This is a genomic window from Chromobacterium fluminis, from assembly GCF_011602385.1.
Classification (GTDB): Bacteria; Pseudomonadota; Gammaproteobacteria; order Burkholderiales; family Chromobacteriaceae; genus Chromobacterium; species Chromobacterium fluminis.
The window spans coordinates 21,416-39,651 of record NZ_JAAOMA010000037.1 but is presented as its reverse complement, the minus strand read 5'-3'; the positions used below and the strand labels follow the sequence as shown (position 1 = coordinate 39,651).

Genomic DNA, 18,236 nt, shown 5'->3' with positions numbered 1-18,236 from the left:
ATCTGGACCGCGCTTTTTTGGGGCCCGGCGCCGCCGCTGCGCGCATGAAAAAACGAACCGTCGGTCAAGGCGGTTCGTTTCATTTCGCTCGGCTCCGGGCCTCGCGCTGAATTCAGACAGCGGCGGCGATATCGGCGCAGGACTCCTGTCGCCAGATCACGGATGCCACCTTCATCCGCTTGTCGAACAACAGCTTGTACTGGCAAACCCGGGCTTGCTCGCCGCCCTTGGGGCTCAGGTTCAATACGTAATCCCACTCACGCACGCCAACCATGCCCTCCGCGAAGTGCGGGCGGCCGATCAGGCCGTAAACCTGCTCCTTGCTCAGGCCCGGCTGAACCTTGGCCAAATTTTCGAGATTGGGCACGCTGCCTTCCGGCTGCCAGCCATTGTGTTCAATGCTGGGCCATGTCGGGCTAGCCTGCTCGGCCAGATGGCCGTCGTCTGTGATCTTGCTCAGGCGGCTAGTGCCGCAGCCCATCAAGGCCGCGCCGGCGGCCGCCAGCAACAGGTAGCGGAGAGAGCCGCCGAATACCGGTTTTTTCATCATCTATCTCATTCAATATCAGCTGATTGATCTTGTTTGCCGCTTACCACTGGAAGCCCGCGCCCAGGCTGGCGCCGCCTTGACCACGGGTATTGGTGGAACCGGAGAATTTCACCACCCAGCGGCCGTTGTCGGACAGCGAGGACAGCCCCACCGCGATGGCGGACTCGCCGCCGGTGGTTGCCGTGGCCACGGCCAACATGCTCTTGCCGGGCAAGAAGGCTTGCGGCAGACCGGCTATGGCCATCGCGCCGGCCGCGGCGCCAAACGCGTCGCGGCGCGTATCGGACAGATCGGACCGGAGCTGCTTGAATTGCTGCTGATTGTTGAAGTTGGCCGCATTCAGCTGATCCACGTTCACCGCGTCCGTGCCCTGTGCGCCCGCCGCCACATTGTGAATGGTCACCGGTCTGCCGCCATCCCCGCCCACCAGAGTGACGTCGTTGCCGGTGGCCGTCGTCGTTGTCCGGCCAGTGGGGTCCGAATACTGCACCGGCCCGCTTTTCTGCAGACGATCGATCGCATCGCCGACATTGTTCACGGTATTGCCGTAAACGGTGTAGTTCGGGCCGCTCACCGCGCCGGTTTGAGCGTTGTAGGACGCGCCGCCGCCCAAGGCCGCCGCGGTGCCGGCGCCGACATTGTCCACCTTGGCGCTCACGCGCTGCACCGCCTGATTGGTCGCGTTCAGCTGGCTGCCGTTCACCGCGTCCGTGCTGGTCCCGCTCACCCGGCCGGCGGCGACATTGCTGATTTGGCGCTCATTGCCCGCGCTGCCCACACTCACCACGCTGGAAGGGGCCGCGCCGGCATAGTTGTAGGTCACGCCGTTCACCACGCCGCTGGCGGTGGGGTTGGCCGCCGCGGTCCGGCTGTTGGCGCCCAAGGCAACATCGTTGGCGTTGCTGGCCTGGGCGTTGCTGCCTATCGCCAACGCATTGTTGGCGGTGGCGGCGGCATTGTTGCCCACCGCCACCGCATTACTGGCGTTGATGTTGGCGCCCGCATTATTGCCGATGGCCACATTATTGCTGCCGAACACGTTCTGGCCGGCCTGACTGCCGGCGGCGAAGTTGCCGTTGCCGGTCACGCCGCGGCCGGCAGAAGTGCCCACCGCGGTATTGTTGCTGCCGCTGACATTGGAGCCGGCGGAGGAACCATTGGCGGTATTGTTGCTGCCGTTGATGTTCCAGCCGGAGAAGGTGCCGCTGCTGGTGTTGTAGCTGCCGGTCACATTGCGATTGGAGTTGTTGCCCAAGCCGGAGTTGAAATCACCCTGGATGTCCTGAGCCGAGTTGGCCCCGCTGCCAGTGTTGCCGGTGCCGGTGACGTTGCGGATGGTGTTGATGCCGGCGCCGACGTTGGCGTCGCCGGTAACGTTATAGCCGGAGTCGTTGCCAATGAAGGCATTATTGTTGCCCTGCACGCCGGTGCCCGCGTTCTGGCCAATCGAGGTGTTGTAGCCGCCGTTCACATTCACGCCGGCGGCGGCGCCGAACGCCGAGTTGTTGGTGCCGGTCATATTGCTGCCGGCGCCCACGCCATAGATCGAGTTATTGCTATTGGTCGCCACTCCCGGATCCACCGAGCCCGCGCCGTAGACATTATTGCTGCCGACGCCGGAGATCGTGTCGGCGCTCGCCAAGGCGGACCAGGAACAGACCACGGCCAAGCTGATTGCGCTCAAGGCCAGGGAAGGCAAGGACAAACTCTTTGCTGCAGATACTTTATGACTCATTTCACAGACCACATTCTTCAAGATTGATGGAATTCACCTAAGGCAAGTCTTTGCAGGCAAGCGCGCCTCCAGCTCCAGATTTCGGACGGGATAGGCGCAAAAACGCACATCCCGGCCTGAAACCCATGGCCGACCGCGGTTCGGTCCAGGGGCGCGGCGAGGCTCCGCCGGCGGCGCTGGCTTGTCCCTGCATCCAGGCACTCCGTTCACAACAAACCGCGCTCGAGAAGGACGAGTACTTGAAATTCCCTCTTCGGCGCGGCCGGGATCACGCTATGCCTTTGATTTTTATGAATCCTAACATTCTGTTAATATCTGTGAAAATTGAAATAATTGAATCGATTAATTCGTTTTAGCTATCAATCTGCTTAGTCGATAAAAAATTCAAACAGAATATCCGACGGCCGCGCGCCGTTCCGAGAACGTGTTTACGATCTCGCGAGCAAGAGCGAGACAAGGCGAAAACGGCTGAGAAAGCGGAATGTACGCGTGGTACATGAGCATCTCGAAGCCGGCACTCATCGCACAATCTCTCTACCGATGCGCAGCAGATCGTAAGCAGGTTCTGAGATAATGTCGTTTTTGCTTCCGTCATCCACACCATGCCCCGCCGCCCATCCCCCTTGCCTATTCGCCGGCTAAGCCCACGCGACATCCCCGCCAATTGGCTAGACGCCTTTCAGCGCCGTCAGGATGTCCGCCTGGTCTACCGCGCCGGCCCCGCTGGCCGGCAGTGCGTGGCCGAGCCCTTCATCGACGACTGGTCGCCGGCGGAACGGCGCGAACTGGCGCGGGAGATGGCGCGCATCGCCGCCGACGGCGCGGTGTTGGCGCTGGAAATCGAAGGCGGCCTCGCTGGTTTCGCCGCCGTAGACCCGCAGGCCTTGGGCCCGGACGGCGGCTACCGGCAACTGAAAGAGCTGCAAGTGGACCGCCGCTGGCGAAACCGGGGCCTGGGGCGCGCGCTGCTGGCCGCCAGCGCCGCCGCCGGCCGCGAACTGGGCGCGGACGCGCTCTACATCTCCTCGCACTCCGCCGTTGAAACCGTCGCCTTCTACGAGGCCTGCGGCTGCGCGCCCGCCCACTGGCTGCACGCGCCGCAACTGGCGCTGGAGCCTTTCGACTGCCAGCTGGAACTGGCGCTGGCCGCCCAGGCTGTTGATTTTATTTAGCTATCCGCATAGAATTTTGGCCTGCTCCTTTGATTGAGCGCCCTTCTTTTTTCTTCGCACAAGGCTTTGCATGTTGGAGATTGCAGCAATCCGATAACGCCGCCCGCTTTGCCGCTGGCCGTTATCAAAATGCCCCTTAGCTGGTAGCGCCCGCATCGCGGCGGCTGCCCGTTTTCGCATTTGATTGCCGAATGATCATCCAATATGAATATCTCCAAGCCGGAGCAAAGGACTTTGCACGTCCTAGCCAAAGGCGGCCGCATCGCGCACCTGCGCGACGACGCGGGCCGTATCTCCACCGTTGAATGCTATACCCGCGAAGGGTATCTGCTGTCCGATTGCACCCTGCTCGTGTTCCAGAAGCTCAGGGCCAAGCGCCTGATCCGTTCCCAAAACGGCCAGCCTTACCAAATCAACAAGGCCGGTCTGCGCGCCGTGCGCGGCCAACTCGACAACCAATGACCACCGCCGCCAGGCTGCCGAATGCACAAGGCGGCGGCGCTGGCGCGCTCCAATCCAAGGAAAACGCGATGACACTCACTCTGAGAAACGAACAAGCCCGCGACATCGACGCCATCTTCGAACTGACCCGGGCCGCCTTCCTCGCCGAAGAACACTCCAGCCATACCGAGCAGTTCATCGTCAACGCGCTGCGTCGCAGCGGCCAGCTCACGCTTTCCCTCGTGGCGCTGGACGGCGAACAGCTGCTGGGCCACATCGCCGCCTCGCCGGTGCTCATCTCCACCGGCGCCGCCGGCTGGCACGGCATCGGTCCGGTATCCGTGCATCCGGCACGGCAGGGCCAAGGCATAGGCAGCCTGTTGATGAGAAAAGCGCTGGCCGCGCTGCGCGAACTGGGCGCGCAAGGCTGCGTGGTGCTGGGCGATCCCGGCTATTACGCGCGCTTTGGCTTCCAGCCTCGGCCGGGCCTGATTTTGCCGGGCGTACCGGCTGAATACTTCATGGCGCAAAGCTTTGGCGCGCCGTCGCCGGCGGGCAGCGTCAGCTACCACCCGGCGTTCGAAGCCATCGCCTAAACGGTTTGGCGAGCCGGCCCGCGCCGCTGCGGCGGCCGGGCTGGCTGGGACAAGGCTCCGCGGGGTTCTGAAACCTGCCCGACACCACGGCTTTCTTTATCATCAAATGAATAAATTAATTGTTTTGAAAATGATTTAATGTCAATTAAATAAATGTCACAAATGACAGTATCGCCCCTCCGCCTAGCCAGACAAAAATCTTAGCGCTTACTTAATAAGCAAACTGTTTGGCCGCAATGGCCACCTTGAGCCTGTCCAAAACTTCGCGCCAAGGGAGAGACAAGGCGAAAACCATTGAGAAAGCGAGATGGCCAAGTGCTCCATGAGCATTTCGAAAAGGTACTCACCGTGTACGCGCAGCAGATAGTGAACAGGTTCTTAAACATGAAAGGGCGATCCCATGGCTTACACCCCGGACAATGAACAACCTTCTCCGCTCGCCGCGCAATTGAACCGACGCCAGCTCTTGCTGGGCGCGGGCGCAGGCGCCGCCGGCCTGATGCTGCCGGCGTCCTCCTCGGCTTTCTTCGGCACGGACGCGCTCCAGCTGGCCAAGTACCAGCGGCTGATTCCCGAACTATTCCAAGCCGTGCCGCGTCCACCCGCCTACACCCCGAATCTGGTGATAGGCTCCGGCTTTGGCGGCGCCGTCTCCGCGCTGCGCCTGGCACAGGCCGGCCAGCAGGTCACGGTGCTGGAGCGCGGCCATCGCTGGCCCAATGCGCCGCGACGCGACATCTTCTCCAACGACACCCTGCCGGACGGACGCGCGTTCTGGCACCGACGCCAGGCCAAGATGCTGATAGGCGTGACCACGTACTTCGACTCCTTCGGCGGCGTGCTGGACTCAACCGACTACCCAAATATGAATGTCTGGCGCGGCGCCTGCGTCGGCGGCGGCTCGGTGGTATTCACCGGGGTGATGATTCAGCCGGAACAACGCTATTTCGAGGCCCTGTTCGGCAACTGGGTCGGTTATGAGGAAATGAACAAGACCTACTACCCCAGGGTCCGGCAAATGCTGCGCTTGGACTCCATGCCGGCGGATATCTACAACAGCAAGCCCTTCCACCATTCCCGCATCTGGGACGCCCAGGTACGCAAGGCCGGCTACGCCACCACGGCCAACGATTCCATTTTCAACTGGGACGTGATCCGCCAGGAACTGCGCTGGCAATCCACGCCCTCCGCCACCGCGGGCTTGTCCAACCACGGCAACTCCAACGGCGCCAAGTTCGACCTCAACCAAAACTACCTGGCCCAGGCGCAAGCCACCGGCCGCGCCGCCATCTATCCCGGCCATGAGGTGCTCAGCATCGCCTGGGACGGCAGCCGCTACGAGGTTGACGTCGTCAAGCGCGCGCCCGACGGCCGGCAACTGGACCGCTACCGCCTCAACTGCGACCGGCTCTTTCTCGCCGCCGGCTCCATCGGCAGCTCGGAACTGCTGGTCAAGGCCCGGGCGCAAGGCACTTTGCGCAATCTCAACGAACACATCGGCCAAGGCTGGGGCAGCAACGGCGACACCATCGTCACGCGCAGCTTCAGCACGCTGTCGCTGGCCGCCCAGGGCACCCCCAGCGCCTCCCGCATCCACGATCCAAACAGCGGGCAGCCGCTCACTCTGGAAAACTGGTACGTGCCGGGCTTGCCGCTGGATTTGAGCACGGTGATCGGATCGCTGGGCATGGCCTTCGATCAAAGCAATCGCGGGCATTTCAGCTATAACCCGGCCACGGACCGTGTGGTGCTGAACTGGCCGCAGAACGGCAACCGCGACAGCGTGGCCGCCGCCAAGACGGTGAACGACAAAATCGCCGCGGCCACCGGCACCGTTCCGGGTTTTCCGGGGATCATAGCCGGCGTCACCGGACTAAACTGGACCGCGCATCCGCTGGGCGGCGCGGTGATCGGCAAAGCCACCGACGCCTGGGGCCGCGTCATCGGCCATCCCGGCCTGTATGTGATGGACGGCGCCTTGCTTCCCGGCAGCGCCGGCGCGGCCAACCCCTCGTTGACCATCACCGCGCTGGCCGAGCGCAACATCGAGCACATCATCAAAAACGGCAAGTAAGGCCCGCCGCCGCCAAGCCATGGCGGCGGCCGAGCCTCACTCTAAACCAGACCGTTGCAGCAAGCGCGCGCTGCCCTCGCGCGACATCCGCAAGGCGCGCTCGGCGCGCCGCCGCATGTCCCGCTCCCAGACGCGCAGCGCCGCCTCCGCCTCGGCCGCCGTGCTCGCCGGCGCCAAAGCCGCAGCCAGTTCCGCGCCGTCGCAGAGCGCGGTATTGGCCCCTAAGCCTCCGGCCGGACTCATCGCGTGCGCCGCGTCGCCCAATAAAGCCACCCGCTCGCAACGCCATGTCGGCACCTCGGCCGCCATACGGATGGCGCGCGCGCCCAGACACTGCGGATCGCCATTCGCGAAAACAGCCTGCAAACGCGGATGCCAGCCGCGCGTCGCCTGTTGGACCCGCGCTCGCAACGCCGCGCCGCTCAGACGCTCATCCGACAAGGCTCCGCCCAAGTCCTCGGCCCTCGCCACGCAGGCCCAATACCAGTAATCCGGCATCGGGCTCAGCCTGACTTCCGGCGCCATTCGCCGAGCCAGTTCCGGCAAAGGCGCGCGGAAGCGCATCGCCTCGATCACCGCCGTCAGGCCGTCGCCGAACACCACGCAGACGCCCTGGCCCAGCTCCGGCGTCGACGCCTCGGCCGGCAAGGCGTCCCGAGGCGTGACGCCGTAGAGCACCACCGCGCCCTCGTCCTCCGGCTCCCCGCCCGGAGCCAATTGCCGGCGCACCATGGAGGCCGCCCCGTCCGCGGCGATCAGCACATCCACCTCGAACTCGGGCTTATCCTCGAAGTCCAGCAACAAACCGTTGCGCGTTTCCCTAAAGCCGCGCAATGCATGGCCCCAATGGATTTGTTCTTCCAGGCCGCTGGCCAGGACTTCCCGCAGCGTCTGGCGGTTGGCGCTGAGGTCGCGCTGCGCCGCGTCGCCGTCCTGCGCCGACGGTCGCCAATGCGCCGGCTTCCGCTCCGACCAAACACGCAGTTGCGGGTCGATGAAACAATCGTCGCCGCCCAGCGAGCAGCTTTGACGGAACAACTCGAACTGCCTCGGCGTCAAGACCCGCCTCAACGCCTGCTGGCCGTCGCCGTCGATACGCAGCCGATAACCTTGCCAGCGGCTGTCCGCAGCGTGATCGCGTTCAAACAACGTGGCGGCGACGCCGGCGCGCGCCAGGCCCTGGGCCAGACACAGCCCGCCCAAGCCGGCGCCGACGATGCCAATGCGTAGGGATTGCATAGCTTCTCCTTTGCTTCTCATGTGGACACCCAGCCTGAACCGCCGCCGCGCCGGCGGCCGTCCAGGCCCTTACCGACGATTGTGCGCGCTACCGACAAAGCTGCTATAACGCTGTTTTGCCAATAAATGGTGAAAAATGGCCAAGATCGACATCACTCCGCCGGAAGACGGAACGGACCTCAGCGAATGGATCGGCGGGCCGCCGCTGATCGCCGTGCCCGGCAACGATAAAGAAGACAGCGACTACCGGCTGGGCAGCCGCGAATACGCTTGGCACCGCCATGCCCGCGGGCAGCTGCTGTGCGTGGAAACCGGCCTGATCCAAATCCGCACCCCGTGCGGCGCCTGGGTTTTGCCGCCGCACCGCGCCGGCTGGATTCCGCCCGGCGTGCCGCACCGGGTGCGCGTCAGCGGCGCGCTGACCGGCTGGAGCCTGCTGTTGAACCCGGACTGGAGCCGGACGCTGAGTCCGCAAGCGCAGGTGGTGGCGATCACCGAACTGATGCGCGCCGCAGTGCGCCGCGCGGTGACGTGGACGGATTATTCGTCATGGCGGCCGGAGCAGGAGCGCATCGCCGCGGTGCTGCTGGACGAGTTGCGGCAAGCGCCTCAGCAGGCGCTCTGCCTGCCGATACCGGAGCATCCGCGCATCGCGGAGCTGGCCCGCCGCCTGCTAACCGAGCCGGCCGGCAAACACGCACTGGCCGACTGCGCGGACGCGGCGGCGATGTCGCCGCGCACTCTGCGCCGCCACATCCTGGCGCATACCGGCATGCGCTTTGGACAGTGGCGGCAACAAGCGCTGCTGATACGCGGCATGGAAATGCTGGCACGCGGCGTCGCCGTGACCGCGGTGTCCGACGAATTGGGCTATGCCTCGCCCAGCAACTTCATCGCGATGTTCCGGCGCGCCTTCGGCGATTCGCCAGCGCGCTTTTTCGCGCGGCAAGAACCAAACTAACGGGATATTGATTGGGATCGGCGAGCCGAGGCCTCGCGAGCACCCGTTCAATCTCTAAGCCCGCTTCAGCGCCATGGCGATCCTGTCGCCGCTTGCCGCATTGATTTATAGTTTAAATGTATCCCAACGCCTTGGCGCCTTCCCATGGCCTAAGTCCATTTTTGATTCAGCAAGAACGCATGCCCGGCCAGCCTTGACCCGTTTCTATCGAGACTCTCTCAATTTATTTTGACTCCGATAGCGCGCGCCAACCTCTTAAAACAAGCTCTCAACGTCGACAGGCAAAATCCATAAGCAATCAAAACCTTGGTTCTATATGACAGTTCGGACATAGCGACCAGGCCAACCCTACTGGACAGCAATTTTCCACTAGGGGTCAACCCATGAGCCCAGCTGGCACGGCAATATAAATTTCATTATGAAACCATGTATAAAAATGACATCCAACTTGCAAGCCAGACTATTGATGTTTCGTACTTGAAAAACATTATTGCTTTCAGAAATTACTTATATTTCCCGGCAGCATACGCAATTACGATATTCCGATGGATATCAAGTGCTTAGTGCTTAAACCCTGGCCATTGCGGCTGTCTGCGGCCGCCAGTATTGTGTGGCTATTGGCTGGAGCGCTGCTTTTATGCACTATATGCATTTTAGCTATTTACCTGAATATCCAACTGAATAGTCATGTCGCGGTCCAACGTCTATCCATGAATGAAGCGGCTTACGCCGCAAAGGCTTTTTTCAATCGCCGCGTGGAATTCCTAAAAAACCTGGACAAGCCCGCCGCAGCTGGCTCAGACCGGCCTCCAGGTTCATTGAATCACCTCAACCGGATAGGCGAACCTCTGCCTCCGCCCGGCTTGACCTTGTCCTTAAACGATCAGCTCCAGGCAGCCAACTTGGGCGTCAACCTCTTGTTGTTATGGCAAAGCAAGGATCAATTGGCCGTGCACAGGCTGGAAAGCGGCTTTCCAATCGGGGAAGAAACGCCGGACACCGTGCTTAGACAGTTAAGCGATAATCCGACGCCGCTGTACCAAAGCACGACGGTGTGGCTGTTCGATCCCAAAGATCCTCAGCGCCGCATTTACATGGCGCGCCCTTTCATCTCCCCCTCTTCGCTGGACAGCGGAGAACAAGCCTGGCTTGTTTTGGAGTTCCTGGGACGAGACGTTCTGGCCAGCCAGCAGCCCTTTGCTGGCTATGAGTTCGCTTTGCTGGATGCTAATGAACATGAGGTGGGCGCTTCGGCCGCCGCCTCTTCAGGGCGGGCGCAGGACATGTGGCAACGGCTGTCCAACGCCTTGCCTATTGTGCCCAGCGTTCAAACCCGATTCCCGCTTGGGCCTGACTGGATGTTGGCCTATCGCTATCCGGAATCGGCTCTGCTCAACGATATGCGCCATGCCTTGTTAAAGTGCCTGGCCGTCTTAAGCTGCGTTATCGCCGGGCTTGCCCTGGGCAGCCTATGCGTACTGAACAGGTTTGTGCGGCCCGCGCTGCAGCGGCTGCAACAGCATGCGGAAGCGGAGGCTTTTCTGCGTTCGGTATTCAACGCGGCGCCTGTGGCGCTTTGCGCGCTGCGCAGACGCAATGGTCAGGCCGTTCTGGAAAACCAGTTAGCTCGCGACTGGCTTCCCGCGATTGATCCGGATTGGAGGTCGACGGAGTGGGTGGAACGCGTCTTTCTGCGGGCGCGCCTGCAGCAAGTCGGCGTTGTCAGCGAAGAGCTGGCCACCCTCGATGGCCGCCATTTGTTCGCCAGTCTCGTGCCCACTCGCTATCGAGGAGAGGAAGTGCTGCTGTGCGCGTTGAGCGATATCAGCTTGCGCAAACAGGCCGAACTGGCGCTGGAGCACGCCAAGCAATTAGCCGATGCCGCCAATGCCGCCAAGACCGCGTTCATCGCCACGATGAGTCACGAAATCCGCACCCCTCTATACGGCGTGTTCGGCAACCTGGAGCTCTTCAAACACACCCGCCTGGACCCGCAACAGCAAGGCTATGTGCAGGCGATCCAAAGCTCCTCCACCACGCTGTTGGGACTCATCAATGACGTCCTGGACCTTTCCAGGATAGAAGCGGGTCAATTGCGGCTGGAGATGGAAACATTCAATCTGTTTGAGCTGGCGCATGAGGTGGTGCACGGCTACGCCGCCTCCGCTCTGAACAAGGGCGTATTGATCTACGCTTGTATCGACCCGCGTTTGAGCCTGCCCTTGCGGGGCGACCCGCGCAAAGTACGACAGATTCTGAGCAACCTCCTCAGCAATGCGGTGAAGTTCACCGATAACGGCCGTATCGTCATGCGCTGCGGCTTGGTCAATGGAAACAACGGCAGTATCCGGGCCTCCATCCAGATCGCGGATACCGGCATCGGCATTGCCGCCGAGGATCAGGCCTCTTTGTTCAAGCTGTTTTTCCAAGTTGGCGAGGGTCGCCGCAGGGCGAGCGGCACCGGCCTGGGTCTGCCGATCTGCCAGCAACTCGCCACCCTGATGGGAGGCGACATCACCGTAGTGAGCGAACCGGGCCTGGGCAGCAGTTTCACTCTGTGGCTACCGCTGAAACCGCTAGCGGACAGCCCTTCACGACAACAGCCTCTGACTCAGCACGCCATCTACGTCAGCGCGCCAGTGCGAGAACTGGCCGACAGCCTGTGCGACTGGCTGAATTTCCTCGGCGGCAGAGCGCTGGCCTGCGCAAGGGAAAACTTGCCGCGAGACAAACTGTGCTTGGAAGTGCGCTTGGACATTGATCCGCACCGGCGTGCCAACTGGCCCGGCGTGCGGATATGGCATGGCGACGAATCGTCGCGCTCTAGCGCCGAATGGGTCTCCTTATACGCTCCGACAGTGATCTTGGATACTGTGCTTTCCACGCTAGGGCTCGCCCCCGCCCCTCCGACAGGGGCCGGCGCCTCAACACCGGGCAGCTTGAATCTCAGAGTCTTGGCGGTGGAAGACAACGACATTAATCGCATGGTTTTAAAGGAACAACTGGAAACCTTGGGCTGTCGCGTGCAGTTGGCCGCCAATGGCCAGGAAGCGCTGCAGCGATGGAATGTCCACGAATTTGACCTGGTGCTGACGGACATCAGCATGCCGCGGATGGACGGCCGGGAGCTGGCGCGCAGAATCCACCTGCAAGCGCCGGGCTTTTTGGTCGTGGGAACGACGGCCAGCACTTTAAAAGAAGAAGCCCAACTTGCACGCGAGGCCGGGATGGCTGCGGTGATCATCAAGCCAGTCAGTCTGTCCAATCTGTTTCGATGCTTAAACTCATTGAAGCAGAGGAGGGAGTACGGCGAACTTTCCTCCCCAGGCTATCTCTCTTCCAGTGGCGTTGTCTGAGCGTCAGCCCAGCCGGCGAGATAACGCTTGGCCGCAGGCTGTTTTACGAAACGACGCCGCCAGCACTTGCAAGCCAATCCAAGCATAGACCCGCGCAAGATGTGTCAATGAAACGGAGTCATGGAAAATAATACGCAATCCATCGGTAAGTTGATCAGAACATCCTTACAGCTCAATGTGAGTCTGATCTTGGTCCTGTCCTTGGTTCTACTCGCCTTAACCGCCAGCTACTGGGCCGCGACCTTACTGCTGGATGAAAAACAGAATATGGCCCAGGTACACTTCGCATGCGTCGCCAACGGCATTCGAGAGCATGAAACCTTTCTTAGCCGCGGCGCGCGGCGCCACTCCGACATCATGGGCAAACGGCTGGGTAAACTGTTGGAAACGACACACACCCCTATTGCGCAGGCTGGCGATTACCTGATGGTGGAGGGGCGCAGCTCCCCATATTCAATGCCGTTTACTCTGGGTTACCGCGTAGATCAGTGGCCAGAGCCACCAAACGGCCTGTATGCCTTAGGGGCCTTAAGCGCGGATTACTACAGCACTTACTGGTCGCTGGCCAAAACCGAAGCCCCCCAAAGCTTTCTATTGGCCTTGGATGAAGCAACCAGCCTGGCGGTTCCGACAGTGGACAATACCGCAACCGAAATGGCGCTGACACACACCAATTTTCCAACGATAGCCTCCGCCATCCGCCAGTTTTTACTGCAACAGCGGCATGACACCACCAAGGTCAAGTGGGTAAGCGGGAAAAACGTCCAAGGCCTCGATCCAAACACTCTGCTTGCCTATATCCCGGCCTATATCAGCGAAAATTTTTGGAAAAAGGGCAGCCGCTCCCAACTTATGGCGGTTTCAACGCTGGAGATCCAAAATGTTTGCTGGGGCGGCACCAACAAGCGCCGGGTATTTGACGACATCAGTCTGATTGCGCCCGACGGACGGGTACTGTTAGGCAAAACCTATTCATTGTCGACGTTAAAAGCGGGACTGAATTTTAGCCAAGAGGGCCTGCTGCTTTATTTGCCCACTAAAACCAAGCCGAATTGGTCCGCGGTATATCGATTGCAATACAACCATTTGCTCGCTCTGACAAACTGGCATGTCCAAGTCTTTATGATCAGCGTGCTATTGCTGGCTTTGAGCGGCGTACTGGCGGTACGCTGGTATCGGCTTCGAGTATTGGCGCCGGCACAAGCCTCGCACCAAGCCGTGCTGGAAAGCGAGGCCTTCAATCGCGTGGTAACGCAAACCGCGCCAACCGCCTTGTTTGTTCTGGAACTGCCTCTTCTCCAACCCTTGGTGGTCAATCCGCTAGCGTTGGAGTGGTTTGACAAAGAGCGAGACTACCCGCAGCTGATCGCATTCTGGGGCGAAATAATAGACGGAAAAGATGTCTCTAACCGCACCGCTTGTCTTCGCATTGGAGAGCGCTATTTGCAAGCCAGCTTTGCTCCAGCCCGTCATCGCGGCAAGAACGCCATCTTATGCTCCTTTAGCGATATTTCTCATTACAAAGCCAGCTCAATGGCGCTGGAGGCGGCAAAGCGGGTATCGGATAGCGCGAATGAAGCCAAAACCCATTTTCTGACTACCATCAGTCATGAAATTCGCACCCCGCTTTACGGCCTGCTGGGTACGATAGAAATCCTTGACATGACCCCGCTAAGCCCGCGTCAGCGCGCTTACTTGAGCACCATGCAAGACTCGTCTTCTCTATTGTTGCAATTGATCAGCAATGTATTGGATGTTTCCAAGATTGAGTCCGGGCAAATGGCATTGGAGTCGCAATCATTCTCCCCGCTTAGCCTGTCCGAAGAGGTTGTGCGCGCTTTTGCCGCCATGGCTAAAAACAAAAGACTACGGTTGTATGCCAATCTTGATGAGAACACCCCGGAGCTAGTATTGGGGGATGCCACGCGCATTCGCCAGATTTTAAATAACCTACTCAGCAACAGCATCAAGTTCACCGAATCCGGCTGGATTGTATTGCGCCTGAAAGCCACCGCCGTGCCAAACGACCGCGTCAATTTAGCCTGGCAAGTGACCGACACCGGCATAGGCATCACTCAGGAACAACAAACCCGGCTGTTTGAGCCCTTCTATCAGGCTCAAGCCCTGCCTGGTTTGATTGCGGGAACAGGACTAGGCTTATCGATTTGCCGGCAACTTAGTCAATTGATGGGAGGCTCCCTTCGAGTCGTCAGCGATCTGGGGCTGGGCAGTAGCTTCACCCTGTCCTTGGAACTGGAGCAACAAGCGCCGGCCCCCACGCTTACGGACTACCCCCTGAGCCAGACTACCGTGTTGCTGCGCGCTCATCTGAAAGAGCAGGGAGAAAGCCTGATACGCTGGCTGACCCGACAGGGCGCCAGCACTCGCTGGCTGGACCCGATGGAGCCTGTGCCGAAAGATTCCGGATTGATTCTATTAGATCTGGACCCTGCGGATGAATGGCCTAGCCACCCACTGAGCACACGCGTCATCGCCACTCCGGAAGGACCGCTGCAGGCGCAACTGCAGGGAGATAGTTGGTTGGTGAACACGCACCATCTCAACGGCATCCTGCAAGCGGTATGGCTGGCAAAACACGGCCTGCCCGGCGAGGACCAGCCGGAAGCAGTCAGCGATACTGCCGCACTAGGATTGAACGTCTTGGTCGCCGAGGATAACCCGATCAACCAACTCATCTTGAAAGAGCAGCTGGAGTTGCTGGGTTGCCGCGCCTGTGTCGTGGGCAATGGCCATGAAGCCTTGAAACACTGGAATATGCGTCCGTATGATCTAGTGATGACCGATGTCAACATGCCGCTGATGAATGGGTACGAGCTGGCCATAGCCCTCCGGGGCCAAGGCGTGGACATTCCCATCGTCGGCGTCACCGCGAATGCCATGCGGATTGAGGAAGAAGCGTGTCTGCGCGCAGGCATGGATGCCTGGTTGGTTAAGCCCATCAATTTACACGGCTTGCGCACCGTATTAACGCGGCTAAGCCAAAAAGCTTTAGAAAAGCCCGCTTCCCTCTCTGCGCAAACCATCCCCATCCCAGATGGCTTGAGGGTGCCAATGGCCATGCGCGAGCTATTTTTGCGCACCATGCACACAGACCTAGGCGTGCTATACACGGCTTCAATGTCCAGAAAACCACATAAAGTAGCTACCATCTTGCATCGCATTAATGGCGCCCTGGCGGTAGTCAACGCGCAAACGCTAATGAGCGCTGGCCAAGCATTGGAAGCACAACTCACGGAGTTGTATGAATTGAATGACGAGAACATCGCCAAGCTGGAGCAGTTTCAAAACCGTTTGGAGGCTGCTTTGCAAGGGCTAGCGGCTTCTTAAACAACAGAGATGATAAAGGCCCCGCTTATTGATTGAGAGATAGGCATTGGAATCAAATTCACTGGAAACACCATGAGCAAAATAAAAGTATTGATAGCCGATGATCATCCTATCGTTCTGATGGGCATTCGTGAAGAAGTGGAGCGCAATACCCTGTTGGAAGTGGTGGGAGAGGCGCACAACTCCACTGAATTAGTTGAAACACTGATTAACTTGCGGCAACAAAATGAACTGCCTCATATCGTCATCGTCGATTACAGCATGCCCGGCGACACCAACTACGGCGACGGCATGAAGCTGATAGAATATCTACTACGCCATTTCTCCAATGTACGGCTTATCATTTATACAATGGTTTCCAACCACTTGATCGTTTCAAGCCTGCAAGATCTGGGCGTGACGGCGGTGGTTCTGAAAAGCCAACCACTATCTGAGCTACGACGCACGCTGGAGCAAGTGGTGAATAGAGGGTCGGCACTTCCCCCTCCCAATAGGGGAAATATTGCCGAGGATACAATAGGCAGCAAGGTGGAAAAATTATCCGCCAGGGAATTTGAAGTTTTACGTCACTTCGTGGCAGGCATGACGCTAAACCAAATAGCAAAAATGCTAAGCCGAAGCGAAAAAACCATCAGCGCTCAAAAAGTTTCCGGCATGAGAAAACTGGGTGCTCGAAGCGATCAGGACTTGATCACTCTCTGTTTGGAAATGGGACTGTTTCGCTAAAACGCATGACTCTGAGAATATGTTCACGATCTCGCAAGCCAAGGCGAGACAAGGCGGAAACCGCGGAGAAAGCGGAATGTGCCGATGGTACATGAGCATTTTGAAGCCGTTATCAACACCGTATCGCCGACGCGCAGCAGGTCGTAAACAGGTTTTAAGGGCACCTTCCCGCCAGGTACTCATAGCCTGCACAAGCGCATGAACACCCATACCCGGCTCAGACGCATCGCGTAATCTCGCGGAGCTGAGCAGGCTCGCCGATGCTGCGACCTCATGAAAATCTGCCTTGCTCAATGACAAGCCAGGCGGCTCCATACCCACACTCGTTTTTCAACGATAGCCCTTCCTACCCCCGGATCGCCTCGACTGAGAGGCGGCGTTGGCTTGCTTGGTCTCCAAAAATCTAGGCCACGATTTCTTCACTTTACTTTTTTATTAAGAAATTCCTTATTCTGCGGCCCAAACCTCAGCTTTAAGAAACGCCTTATTCTATTGTACGAAACACCTATAGATAATGCCCTTACTGATCGGCGGATGTTTCTGCCATTGGCGACAGACCGGAGTGATTTGATGTGGCGGCCTGTCTCGCGGGCGGTGGTCAGGAAACATGGTCACGGCTGTGATTTAACTTAATTAAGTGTGGAGTGTTTTATGAATAAACTGGCAATCATTGTTTCGCTGGCCTTGGGCGTGGGCATGGCCTCCCAAGCGTTTGCCGCCAACCGCGGCGAGATCGTATTTAAGGGCAGCGTAGCCACCAGCACTTGTCTGATCGATGGTCAGGAAGACGGCTACAAAGTGGTGGACTTCAATAACCTGACGCCTGATCAAATCCCGACCGCCGGCAGCGCTGAAGTCCCGTTCAGCCTGACCGTTTCCGGCCAGTCCGATGTATGCAACGCCTCCCGCGTGCAAATCGCCTTCAACCCCAACAACCAGAACGTGAACAAAGAAACCGGCCGCTTAAAGCTGAGCGGACCAAGCGCGGCGTCCAACCTGGAAATCGAACTGTACAAAGGCTCTGGCGGCAGCGCGGTCAAGATCCCTCTGGGCTCCACCAATAGCGCGGACATGCCGATCGCCACCTTGACGCCTGGTGTGCCGGGAGATGGCCAACCTGTGGTGCAACGCTCCGCCAATATCCCCTTGTCGGCCAAGCTCCAACGCGTCAACACCGGCACCGTGCCGGGCAGCGGCGCGGTATTCAGCCAGATCGACTATGTACTGGCTTACCAATAATCGGCGCGTTTATCTGACTGTCAGCTAGGGAGGAGCGGCCATGGCATGGATGGCGCGCAAGTATGCGGGAATGGCGGCTGTGTGTGCTGTGGCGGCTTTTTGCTGGGCGAGCGCCGCGGAAGCGGCGCTCGTGATCCGGGGGACGCGGATTATTTATCCCGCCCAGGAACGGGAAGTGAGCATTCAGCTGGAGAACAAGGGCAAGGACCCGATCCTGGTGCAGTCCTGGCTGGATTTGGGCGACGCCACCGTCGCGCCCAGCGATATTCAGGTGCCCTTCACCCTGTCGCCGCCGATTGTCCGCCTGGACGGCGACAAGCGGCAAGTGGTGCGCATGGTGTACAGCGGGGACGTTTTGCCGCCAGACCGCGAATCGGTGTTCTGGATCAACTTCCTGGAAGTCCCGCCCAAGGCGGCGGGGGACAACTACCTGCAATTTACTTACCGCACTCGGCTGAAAGTGTTTTTCCGGCCCCAAGCCTTGACGGGCGAGCCCGCGCTGGCGCCGCAAAAAATGCAATGGCGAGTGGTGGCGGAAAACGGGCAGCGTTATCTGGAAGCCCGGAATCCCACGCCGTACTTCGTCTCTCTGTTCCAGGCCAAGCTGACCGCTGACGGCGCCAAACCGGTCGAGGTGGCGGTTGACATGGTGAAGCCTTTCTCCTCCGAGCGGTTTTTGATCAAACGGCAAGCTCAGGCCTTCAAGACCGGGGCCTTGTTGCAATTTCAGGCCGTCAGCGACTTTGGCGGAACCATAGACGCGGAGGCACGGCTGCAATAAGTCCGACGCGCCCGTTCC

Annotated in this window: 13 protein-coding genes; 10 read left to right on the top strand and 3 right to left on the bottom strand. The window is 59.6% G+C overall.

Annotated elements, in window-relative coordinates; genetic code table 11:
- Nucleotides 1-112: 112 nt before the first annotated feature.
- Together HA052_RS20625 and HA052_RS20620 are read right to left on the bottom strand one after the other, a co-directional pair.
- Nucleotides 113-547, bottom strand: coding sequence for an outer membrane protein assembly factor BamE (locus HA052_RS20625; protein ID WP_166453376.1), 435 nt, complete (start codon nucleotides 545-547; stop codon nucleotides 113-115).
- A 43-nt stretch (nucleotides 548-590) separates the two neighbouring features.
- A complete protein-coding gene (locus HA052_RS20620) occupies nucleotides 591-2,255 on the bottom strand; it encodes a YadA family autotransporter adhesin (protein WP_166453375.1) in 1,665 nt (554 codons plus the stop codon).
- 632 nt (nucleotides 2,256-2,887) lie between these two features.
- On the opposite strand from HA052_RS20620, the gene HA052_RS20615 reads away from it, so the two are divergent.
- From HA052_RS20615 to HA052_RS20600, 4 genes are all read left to right on the top strand, one after another.
- Entirely contained in the window at nucleotides 2,888-3,457 is a 570-nt protein-coding gene (locus HA052_RS20615) for a GNAT family N-acetyltransferase (RefSeq protein ID WP_166453374.1), read from the top strand.
- A 204-nt stretch (nucleotides 3,458-3,661) separates the two neighbouring features.
- On the top strand, nucleotides 3,662-3,919 hold the full coding sequence (locus HA052_RS20610) for a YjhX family toxin (protein WP_166453373.1): 258 nt from the start codon (nucleotides 3,662-3,664) through the stop codon (nucleotides 3,917-3,919).
- Nucleotides 3,920-3,987: 68 nt separating this feature from the next.
- Complete coding sequence (locus HA052_RS20605) at nucleotides 3,988-4,494, top strand: GNAT family N-acetyltransferase (RefSeq protein ID WP_166453372.1); 507 nt, start codon at nucleotides 3,988-3,990, stop codon at nucleotides 4,492-4,494.
- 400 nt (nucleotides 4,495-4,894) lie between these two features.
- A complete protein-coding gene (locus HA052_RS20600; RefSeq protein WP_206118981.1) occupies nucleotides 4,895-6,568 on the top strand; it encodes a GMC oxidoreductase in 1,674 nt (557 codons plus the stop codon).
- Between the two features lie 36 nt (nucleotides 6,569-6,604).
- On the opposite strand, the gene HA052_RS20595 is transcribed toward HA052_RS20600, so the two are convergent.
- Nucleotides 6,605-7,807, bottom strand: a complete 1,203-nt coding sequence (locus HA052_RS20595; RefSeq protein WP_166453371.1) for an FAD-dependent oxidoreductase — start codon at nucleotides 7,805-7,807, stop codon at nucleotides 6,605-6,607.
- A gap of 136 nt (nucleotides 7,808-7,943) precedes the next feature.
- On the opposite strand from HA052_RS20595, the gene HA052_RS20590 reads away from it, so the two are divergent.
- From HA052_RS20590 to HA052_RS20565, 6 genes are all read left to right on the top strand, one after another.
- Complete coding sequence (locus HA052_RS20590) at nucleotides 7,944-8,768, top strand: AraC family transcriptional regulator (protein WP_166453370.1); 825 nt, start codon at nucleotides 7,944-7,946, stop codon at nucleotides 8,766-8,768.
- Between the two features lie 545 nt (nucleotides 8,769-9,313).
- Complete coding sequence (locus HA052_RS20585; protein ID WP_166453369.1) at nucleotides 9,314-12,124, top strand: ATP-binding protein; 2,811 nt, start codon at nucleotides 9,314-9,316, stop codon at nucleotides 12,122-12,124.
- A gap of 120 nt (nucleotides 12,125-12,244) precedes the next feature.
- Entirely contained in the window at nucleotides 12,245-15,472 is a 3,228-nt protein-coding gene (locus HA052_RS20580; protein WP_166453368.1) for a hybrid sensor histidine kinase/response regulator, read from the top strand.
- A gap of 72 nt (nucleotides 15,473-15,544) precedes the next feature.
- Nucleotides 15,545-16,198, top strand: a complete 654-nt coding sequence (locus HA052_RS20575; protein WP_166453367.1) for a response regulator — start codon at nucleotides 15,545-15,547, stop codon at nucleotides 16,196-16,198.
- A 651-nt stretch (nucleotides 16,199-16,849) separates the two neighbouring features.
- On the top strand, nucleotides 16,850-17,437 hold the full coding sequence (locus HA052_RS20570) for a fimbrial protein (RefSeq protein WP_166453366.1): 588 nt from the start codon (nucleotides 16,850-16,852) through the stop codon (nucleotides 17,435-17,437).
- Between the two features lie 40 nt (nucleotides 17,438-17,477).
- The gene (locus HA052_RS20565) at nucleotides 17,478-18,218 is read left to right on the top strand and encodes a fimbria/pilus periplasmic chaperone (RefSeq protein ID WP_166453365.1); all 741 of its coding nucleotides are present in this window, start codon (nucleotides 17,478-17,480) and stop codon (nucleotides 18,216-18,218) included.
- Nucleotides 18,219-18,236: the final 18 nt, after the last annotated feature.

Excerpts from the sequence above, each read along its gene's own strand:
- HA052_RS20580 (WP_166453368.1), top strand. The coding sequence starts at position 12,245 with ATGGAAAATAATACGCAATCCATCGGTAAGTTGATCAGAACATCCTTA.
- HA052_RS20615 (WP_166453374.1), top strand. The coding sequence starts at position 2,888 with ATGCCCCGCCGCCCATCCCCCTTGCCTATTCGCCGGCTAAGCCCACGC.
- HA052_RS20625 (WP_166453376.1), bottom strand. The coding sequence starts at position 547 with ATGAAAAAACCGGTATTCGGCGGCTCTCTCCGCTACCTGTTGCTGGCG.
- HA052_RS20595 (WP_166453371.1), bottom strand. The coding sequence starts at position 7,807 with ATGCAATCCCTACGCATTGGCATCGTCGGCGCCGGCTTGGGCGGGCTG.
- HA052_RS20590 (WP_166453370.1), top strand. The coding sequence starts at position 7,944 with ATGGCCAAGATCGACATCACTCCGCCGGAAGACGGAACGGACCTCAGC.
- HA052_RS20605 (WP_166453372.1), top strand. The coding sequence starts at position 3,988 with ATGACACTCACTCTGAGAAACGAACAAGCCCGCGACATCGACGCCATC.
- HA052_RS20610 (WP_166453373.1), top strand. The coding sequence starts at position 3,662 with ATGAATATCTCCAAGCCGGAGCAAAGGACTTTGCACGTCCTAGCCAAA.
- HA052_RS20565 (WP_166453365.1), top strand. The coding sequence starts at position 17,478 with ATGGCATGGATGGCGCGCAAGTATGCGGGAATGGCGGCTGTGTGTGCT.
- HA052_RS20575 (WP_166453367.1), top strand. The coding sequence starts at position 15,545 with ATGAGCAAAATAAAAGTATTGATAGCCGATGATCATCCTATCGTTCTG.
- HA052_RS20570 (WP_166453366.1), top strand. The coding sequence starts at position 16,850 with ATGAATAAACTGGCAATCATTGTTTCGCTGGCCTTGGGCGTGGGCATG.
- HA052_RS20585 (WP_166453369.1), top strand. The coding sequence starts at position 9,314 with ATGGATATCAAGTGCTTAGTGCTTAAACCCTGGCCATTGCGGCTGTCT.
- HA052_RS20600 (WP_206118981.1), top strand. The coding sequence starts at position 4,895 with ATGGCTTACACCCCGGACAATGAACAACCTTCTCCGCTCGCCGCGCAA.